The 7,500-nt window shown below is 40.1% G+C and carries 6 protein-coding genes (1 of these 6 only partly in view); all 6 read left to right on the forward strand.

The window, feature by feature from the left end:
* On the forward strand, positions 1-1,344 hold the full coding sequence (gene dnaA / locus NSS60_RS00005; RefSeq protein WP_004888455.1) for a chromosomal replication initiator protein DnaA: 1,344 nt from the start codon (positions 1-3) through the stop codon (positions 1,342-1,344).
* Between the two features lie 156 nt (positions 1,345-1,500).
* A complete protein-coding gene (gene dnaN / locus NSS60_RS00010) occupies positions 1,501-2,637 on the forward strand; it encodes a DNA polymerase III subunit beta (RefSeq protein ID WP_004888456.1) in 1,137 nt (378 codons plus the stop codon).
* Between the two features lie 98 nt (positions 2,638-2,735).
* Positions 2,736-2,948: a S4 domain-containing protein YaaA gene (gene yaaA / locus NSS60_RS00015; RefSeq protein WP_064221297.1), complete on the forward strand. Its 213-nt coding sequence runs from the start codon at positions 2,736-2,738 to the stop codon at positions 2,946-2,948.
* Between the two features lie 14 nt (positions 2,949-2,962).
* Positions 2,963-4,078, forward strand: coding sequence for a DNA replication/repair protein RecF (gene recF / locus NSS60_RS00020; RefSeq protein WP_004888459.1), 1,116 nt, complete (start codon positions 2,963-2,965; stop codon positions 4,076-4,078).
* 60 nt (positions 4,079-4,138) lie between these two features.
* A complete protein-coding gene (gene gyrB, locus NSS60_RS00025) occupies positions 4,139-6,055 on the forward strand; it encodes a DNA topoisomerase (ATP-hydrolyzing) subunit B (RefSeq protein ID WP_077429185.1) in 1,917 nt (638 codons plus the stop codon).
* A gap of 72 nt (positions 6,056-6,127) precedes the next feature.
* Positions 6,128-7,500: the 5' portion of a DNA gyrase subunit A gene (gyrA, locus tag NSS60_RS00030; protein ID WP_340720584.1), read on the forward strand. The gene runs 1,078 nt beyond the window's last position; the window shows 1,373 of its 2,451 coding nt (coding positions 1-1,373); it begins with the start codon at positions 6,128-6,130; the stop codon falls past the right edge of the window.

A 7,500-nucleotide genomic window follows, 5' to 3' on the forward strand; every position in this document is an offset into this window, starting at 1 on the left:
GTGGAAAATATTTCGGACTTATGGAATAAAGCATTGGCCGAAATTGAGAAAAAAATTAGCAAACCGAGTTTTGAAACATGGTTAAAATCAACGACTGCACATTCGTTAAAGGGCGATATCCTTATTATTACCGTTCCAAACGAATTTACAAAAGACTGGCTCGAATCGCGCTACACCCGGCTTATTGAACAAACGCTCTATGATATTACCGGGGAAGAATTAAAAATCAAATGCACGATTCCTAACGATCAAACATCGGAAGAATTTGATGTAAAACCAACAAGTAAACCGCGAAAACACGATGATGAACAAACAGAATTTCCACAAAGCATGCTCAATCCGAAGTATACGTTCGATACATTCGTCATTGGATCTGGAAATCGCTTTGCTCATGCTGCCTCTTTAGCTGTGGCAGAAGCACCGGCCAAAGCATACAACCCCCTTTTCATTTATGGTGGTGTAGGCCTAGGCAAGACGCACCTCATGCACGCAATCGGTCATTACGTTCTTGAACACAACCCATCAGCGAAAGTCGTTTATCTATCTTCTGAAAAGTTTACAAACGAATTTATTAATGCCATTCGTGACAACCGTCCGGATGATTTTCGTAACAAATATCGCAATGTGGACGTGTTACTAATAGATGATATTCAATTTCTAGCTGGAAAAGAACAAACGCAAGAAGAGTTTTTCCATACGTTTAATACGCTACATGAAGAAAGTAAGCAAATTGTCATCTCAAGCGACCGACCACCAAAAGAAATTCCGACGTTAGAAGATCGCCTTCGTTCTCGTTTTGAATGGGGCTTAATTACAGACATCACTCCTCCCGATTTAGAAACGAGAATTGCAATTTTGCGCAAAAAAGCGAAAGCGGAAGGATTCGACATACCGAACGAAGTGATGTTGTACATTGCTAATCAAATTGATTCGAACATTCGTGAATTAGAGGGGGCACTCATTCGCGTCGTTGCTTACTCTTCTTTAATTAATAAAGAAATTAACGCAGATTTGGCAGCTGAAGCATTAAAAGATATTATTCCGAGCTCCAAACCAAAAGTTATTACGATCCAAGATATTCAACGCGTTGTCGGGGAGCATTTTAATGTAAAACTCGAAGATTTCAAGGCGAAAAAGCGGACAAAATCTGTTGCTTTTCCAAGACAAATTGCAATGTATCTTTCACGCGAACTGACGGACTGTTCGCTCCCAAAAATTGGTGAAGAATTTGGAGGGCGTGACCATACGACTGTTATCCATGCCCATGAAAAAATTTCAGCTCTCATTCAGACTGACGTTCAATTGCAAAAACAGCTGAAAGAAATTATGGAGAAACTGAAATAATGTGAATAACTACTTTGTGTTTGTGCACAGTCTGTCCACATGTGGATAGTCTGTGCTTCCTTTGTTTTACTCACTTATCCACATAATCACAGCGCCTATTACTATGATTAATAGTTTTTTAAAAAAATATAATTAATAATTAGGGAGGTTTTCTTTGTGAAAGTTACTATCGATCGCGAGCACTTAGTGAGAAGTGTGCAAGATGTTATGAAAGCTGTATCATCCCGAACGACCATTCCTATTTTGACTGGAATTAAAATTGTCGCCTCTGAGCAAGGAGTTACATTGACAGGGAGTGACTCAGATATTTCGATTGAATCGTTTATTCCAGCGGAGGAAAAGGATCGTATTATTGTTGACGTCATTAAACAAGGGGGCGTAGTTCTCCAAGCGCGATTTTTTAGCGAAATTGTTCGTAAACTACCGAAAGAAACCGTACAAATCGAAGTAAAAGATCAATTTGTCACAACCATTCGTTCCGGAAAAGCCGAATTTCACTTAAACGGATTGGATCCAGAGGAATATCCGCGCTTACCACAAATTCAAGAGGAAAACATGTTTAAAGTTCCAGCTGATTTGTTAAAACATGTAATTCGTCAAACTGTATTCGCTGTATCGACTTCAGAAACACGTCCGATCTTGACAGGTGTAAACTGGCGAATTGAAAATAATGAACTGACGTGTATTGCAACAGATAGCCATCGGCTAGCTATGAGAAAAGCAAAAGTAGAAACGGAATCAGAAGCGTACTTCAATATCGTCATTCCGGGAAAGAGTTTGAACGAACTAAATAAAATCCTCGAAGAGTCGAATGAACTTGTGCACATTGTCGTGACAGAAAATCAAATATTATTCAAAACAAAACATTTGTTGTTTTTCTCACGATTATTAGACGGGAACTATCCGGATACGTCTCGACTTATTCCAACAGACAGTCAGACAGATGTGATTGTAAAAACGAAGGAGTTTCTACAAGCGATCGACCGTGCATCTTTATTAGCGCGTGAAGGAAGAAACAACGTTGTTCGTTTATCGACACTAGCCGACAAAATCGTTGAAATTTCTTCGAACTCACCTGAAATCGGAAAAGTAGTTGAAGAAGTGCAGTGTGAACAAGTTGAGGGAGAAGAATTAAAAATTTCTTTCAGCGCAAAATATATGATGGATGCACTAAAAGCGTTAGAAGGGACAGAAATTAAAATTAGTTTTACTGGTGCAATGCGACCATTTTTAATTCGTCCGCTTCATGACGATTCGATGCTCCAATTAATTTTACCTGTGCGCACATATTAAAAGCTGCTAGATGAACTAGCAGCTTTCCTTTTCTTCACCTTTCTTTTTTAGTACAATGAAAGAATGGACACTTTTTATAGAAAGTGAGCGGATGATGGATGAAAGAAATAAAAATTTCAACAGAAACCATTACACTCGGACAATTTTTAAAACTAGCGAACGTCATCTCAACAGGTGGGATGGCGAAATGGTTTTTACAAACAAACGATGTATTTGTTAATGATGAGCAGGAACAACGTCGCGGGCGAAAGCTGAAGGTAGGGGACGTTGTCGACATCAAAACAATCGGTACATTTACGATTTGTTCGTGAAGGTGGGAGCACCTTTGTTTTTGGAACAATTAACTTTAAAAAACTACCGCAATTATGAACAAGGTTGTTGGCAATTTCAAAATAAAGTAAACGTCATTTTAGGCGAAAATGCCCAAGGTAAGACGAACATCATGGAATCCATTTATGTTTTATCTATGGCGAAATCACATCGAACGACGAACGATAAAGATTTAATTCGTTGGGACGAAGATTATGCTAAAATAGAAGGTAAAGTAGGAAAGAAAAACGGGTCCATTTTTCTGCAACTAACTGTGTCAAAAAAAGGTAAGAAAGCAAAACTCAATCATATTGAACAGGCGAAGTTAAGCAGATATGTCGGGCACATGAACGTCGTCATGTTTGCTCCAGAAGACTTAAACCTTGTAAAAGGGAGCCCACAAATTCGAAGACGTTTTATCGACATGGAGATCGGTCAAGTATCTCCTGTTTACATGCATGAGCTTGGTCAATATCAAAAAGTGTTGCAACAAAGAAATCAATATTTGAAACTACTTCAGTCGAAAAAACAGATGGATGAAACGTTTCTTGATGTGCTTACAGAACAACTGGTAGAACTTGCAGCTAAGATCACGCTTAAAAGATACGAATTTATCGAATTATTACAAACGTGGGCAAAACCGATTCATGGTGAAATTAGTCGAGGTAATGAACAATTAGCTATTCACTATTGTCCTTCGGTTCATGTATTAGACAAACAACAATGGTCGAGAATAGTAGAAGTGTATAACGACAAGTTCGCACAAATAAAAACAAAAGAAATCGAACGAGGCACAACACTTATCGGGCCACATCGAGATGATTTATCGTTCACAATTAACGGAAAGGATGTACAAACGTTCGGTTCACAAGGACAACAACGAACGACGGCCCTTTCATTGAAACTAGCTGAAATTGATTTAATTTTTTCGGAAATTGGAGAGTACCCTATTCTTTTACTTGACGATGTCCTATCAGAACTGGATGATTTTCGCCAAACGCATTTGTTAAATGCTATACAAGGCAAAGTGCAAACATTCGTAACAACAACGAGCATAGATGGGATTGAGCATCGCGTTATTCGTGATGCAGATGTGTACGAAGTTGTCTCGGGACAAATGATGAGACGATAGTTGTTTATCAAACTCGGACGTATTGTCCGAAAAGGAAAGCGTAGGTGATCAATAGTGACGATGGAACAAAGGGAACAAATTGTTTATGATGAAAGTCAGATTCAAGTGCTCGAAGGATTAGAAGCAGTACGAAAAAGACCGGGGATGTATATCGGATCAACTGGACCGAAAGGATTACACCATCTCGTTTGGGAAATTGTCGACAACAGTATTGATGAAGCGCTAGCTGGATTTTGTACGGAAATCAACGTTATTGTTGAAGAAGACAATAGCATTACAGTTATCGATAACGGTCGGGGGATTCCAGTTGGCATTCATGAAAAAATGGGGAGACCAGCTGTTGAAGTAATTATGACTGTGTTGCACGCTGGAGGGAAATTCGGCGGCGGTGGATATAAAGTATCTGGCGGTTTGCATGGGGTCGGTGCGTCTGTTGTTAATGCGTTGTCAGAAGAACTAGAAGTATATGTACATCGCGATGGAAACATTCACTATCAAAAATATAAGCGCGGTGTGCCTTGTTCTGATTTACAAGTTGTAGGTGAGACAGATCGGACAGGAACAACGATTCATTTTAAGCCAGATCCGGAAATTTTTACAGAAACGACGGAGTATGATTACGATACACTCGCGCACCGTTTACGGGAGCTTGCTTTTTTAAACAAAGGCATTCGTATTACGCTAGAAGATCGACGCGGTGAAAAGCGACGCAACGAATACTACTATGAAGGCGGAATTTCTTCATACGTTAAACATTTAAATCGGACAAAAGAAACGCTTCACGAGGAACCAATTTATATTGAAGGGGAGAAAGACGGGATTCAAGTCGAAATTGCCCTACAATACAACGATGGTTATACAAGTAATATATACTCATTTGCGAATAACATTCATACACATGAAGGTGGTACGCACGAGTTAGGGTTTAAAACAGCTCTGACGCGAATTATTAATGATTATGGCCGTAAAAACAATATGTTTAAAGAACAAGATGCTAATTTAACAGGTGAGGACGTACGGGAAGGATTAACGGCCATCATTTCGGTGAAACACCCAGCGCCACAGTTCGAGGGGCAAACGAAGACGAAACTCGGAAATAGTGATGCTCGTACGGCGACAGAGTCCATTTTTGCTGAACAATTTGAGAAGTTTTTACTCGAGAATCCATCCGTTGCAAAAAAAATCGTTGAAAAAGGAATTTTAGCTTCTCGAGCACGTTTAGCAGCGAAGCGAGCGCGAGAATTAACGAGAAGAAAAAACGCCCTTGAAGTATCAAGTTTGCCTGGGAAATTGGCAGATTGTTCATCGAGAGACCCAGCGATATGTGAACTGTATGTTGTTGAGGGAGACTCGGCAGGTGGTTCTGCAAAACAAGGACGCGATCGTCATTTCCAAGCGATTTTACCGTTGCGCGGAAAAATTATTAACGTTGAAAAATCACGTTTAGATAAAATTTTATCCAACAATGAAGTACGTGCGATTATTACAGCTCTTGGCACGGGAATCGGGGAAGATTTTGATATTACAAAAGCTCGTTACCATAAGATCATTATTATGACGGACGCCGATGTCGATGGTGCACACATTCGCACATTGTTATTGACATTTTTTTATCGCTACATGCGCGAGGTCATTGAACAAGGCTACGTTTACATCGCTCAACCACCTTTATATAAAATTCAGCAAGGAAAACGAATCGAATATGCATATAGTGATCGACAACTTGAAGAAATATTAACGCGGTTACCTGAACAACCAAAACCGGTCATTCAACGTTATAAAGGTCTTGGGGAGATGAATCCTGAACAACTTTGGGAAACAACAATGAATCCAGAAACGAGAACGTTGTTGAAAGTGAGTTTGCAAGATGCGATGGAGGCGGACGAAACGTTCGAAATTTTAATGGGGGACAAAGTCGAGCCGCGTAGACAATTTATTGAAGAAAACGCAAAATACGTAAAAAATCTAGATATTTAAACATGTCGGAGAGTGTTTGTTCACCCTCCCCTTGTTTTATTATTTTGCTAAGTAAGGGAGGTTCGTTGTTGTATGTCTGAACGAGTAAAAGAAGTGAGTATTAGTCAAGAAATGCGTGCATCGTTTCTTGACTATGCGATGAGCGTCATTGTATCTCGCGCGCTCCCTGATGTGCGTGATGGTCTAAAGCCGGTACATCGTCGTATTTTATATGCAATGCACGATTTAGGAATGACGGCGGACAAGCCTTACAAAAAGTCGGCACGTATTGTCGGTGAAGTCATCGGGAAATACCATCCACACGGTGATGCAGCGGTATACGATACGATGGTGCGGATGGCACAAGATTTCAACTATCGATATATGCTTGTAGATGGACATGGAAACTTCGGATCAATTGACGGGGATGCTGCAGCAGCAATGCGCTATACAGAAGCGAGAATGTCGAAAATTTCGATGGAGCTGTTGCGAGATATTAACAAAGACACGATTGATTACCAAGACAACTATGACGGTTCAGAACGAGAGCCAATTGTTTTGCCAGCTCGTTTTCCGAATTTGCTTGTGAACGGATCTTCAGGGATTGCGGTTGGAATGGCAACAAATATTCCGCCGCATCAACTTGGAGAAGTCATTGATGCTTTATTAGAGCTAATGAAAGATCCAGATATGACGATTGCTGAATTAATGGAATATTTGCCAGGACCTGATTTTCCGACAGGTGCGCAAATTATTGGGAGAGGCGGTATACGAAAAGCGTATGAAACAGGACGAGGTTCGATTACGTTGCGTGCCAAAGCAGAGATCGAGCAAAAAGAGAACGGAAAAGAAGTGATTATCGTCCGTGAGTTACCTTATCAAGTCAATAAAGCGAAGTTAATTGAAAAAATTGCTGAGCTTGTACGCGAAAAGAAAATTGATGGCATTACAGATTTGCGTGATGAGTCGGATCGAAGCGGCATGCGTATCGTCATTGAAGTACGAAGAGATGTGAGTGCTCATGTCGTACTTAACAATTTATATAAACAAACGGCTTTACAAACGAGCTTTGGCATTAATATGCTTGCTCTTGTTGACGGTCAACCAAAAGTATTGAATTTGAAACAATGTTTACAGCATTATTTAGAACATCAAAAGGTTGTTATTCGTCGTCGTACGCAATTTGAGTTAAACAAGGCAGAAGCACGCGCCCATATTTTAGAAGGACTACGCATTGCCCTCGATCACCTAGATGAAGTGATTGAGCTCATTCGTCAATCCGCGACCGTAGATGTAGCAAAAGAAGGGTTAATGACAAAGTTCCAGCTAAGCGAAAAGCAAGCGCAAGCTATTTTAGATATGCGCCTGCAACGTTTAACTGGATTAGAGCGTGAAAAAATCGAGCAAGAGTATGCTGAGTTATTAGGACTTATTGCACGTTTAAAGGCTATTTTAGCTGATGAACA

The organism is Anoxybacillus sp. FSL W8-0382, assembly GCF_038003845.1.
Lineage (GTDB): Bacteria > Bacillota > Bacilli > Bacillales > Anoxybacillaceae > Anoxybacillus > Anoxybacillus flavithermus_G.

Excerpts from the sequence above, each read along its gene's own strand:
- yaaA (WP_064221297.1), top strand. The coding sequence starts at position 2,736 with ATGAAAGAAATAAAAATTTCAACAGAAACCATTACACTCGGACAATTT.
- gyrB (WP_077429185.1), top strand. The coding sequence starts at position 4,139 with ATGGAACAAAGGGAACAAATTGTTTATGATGAAAGTCAGATTCAAGTG.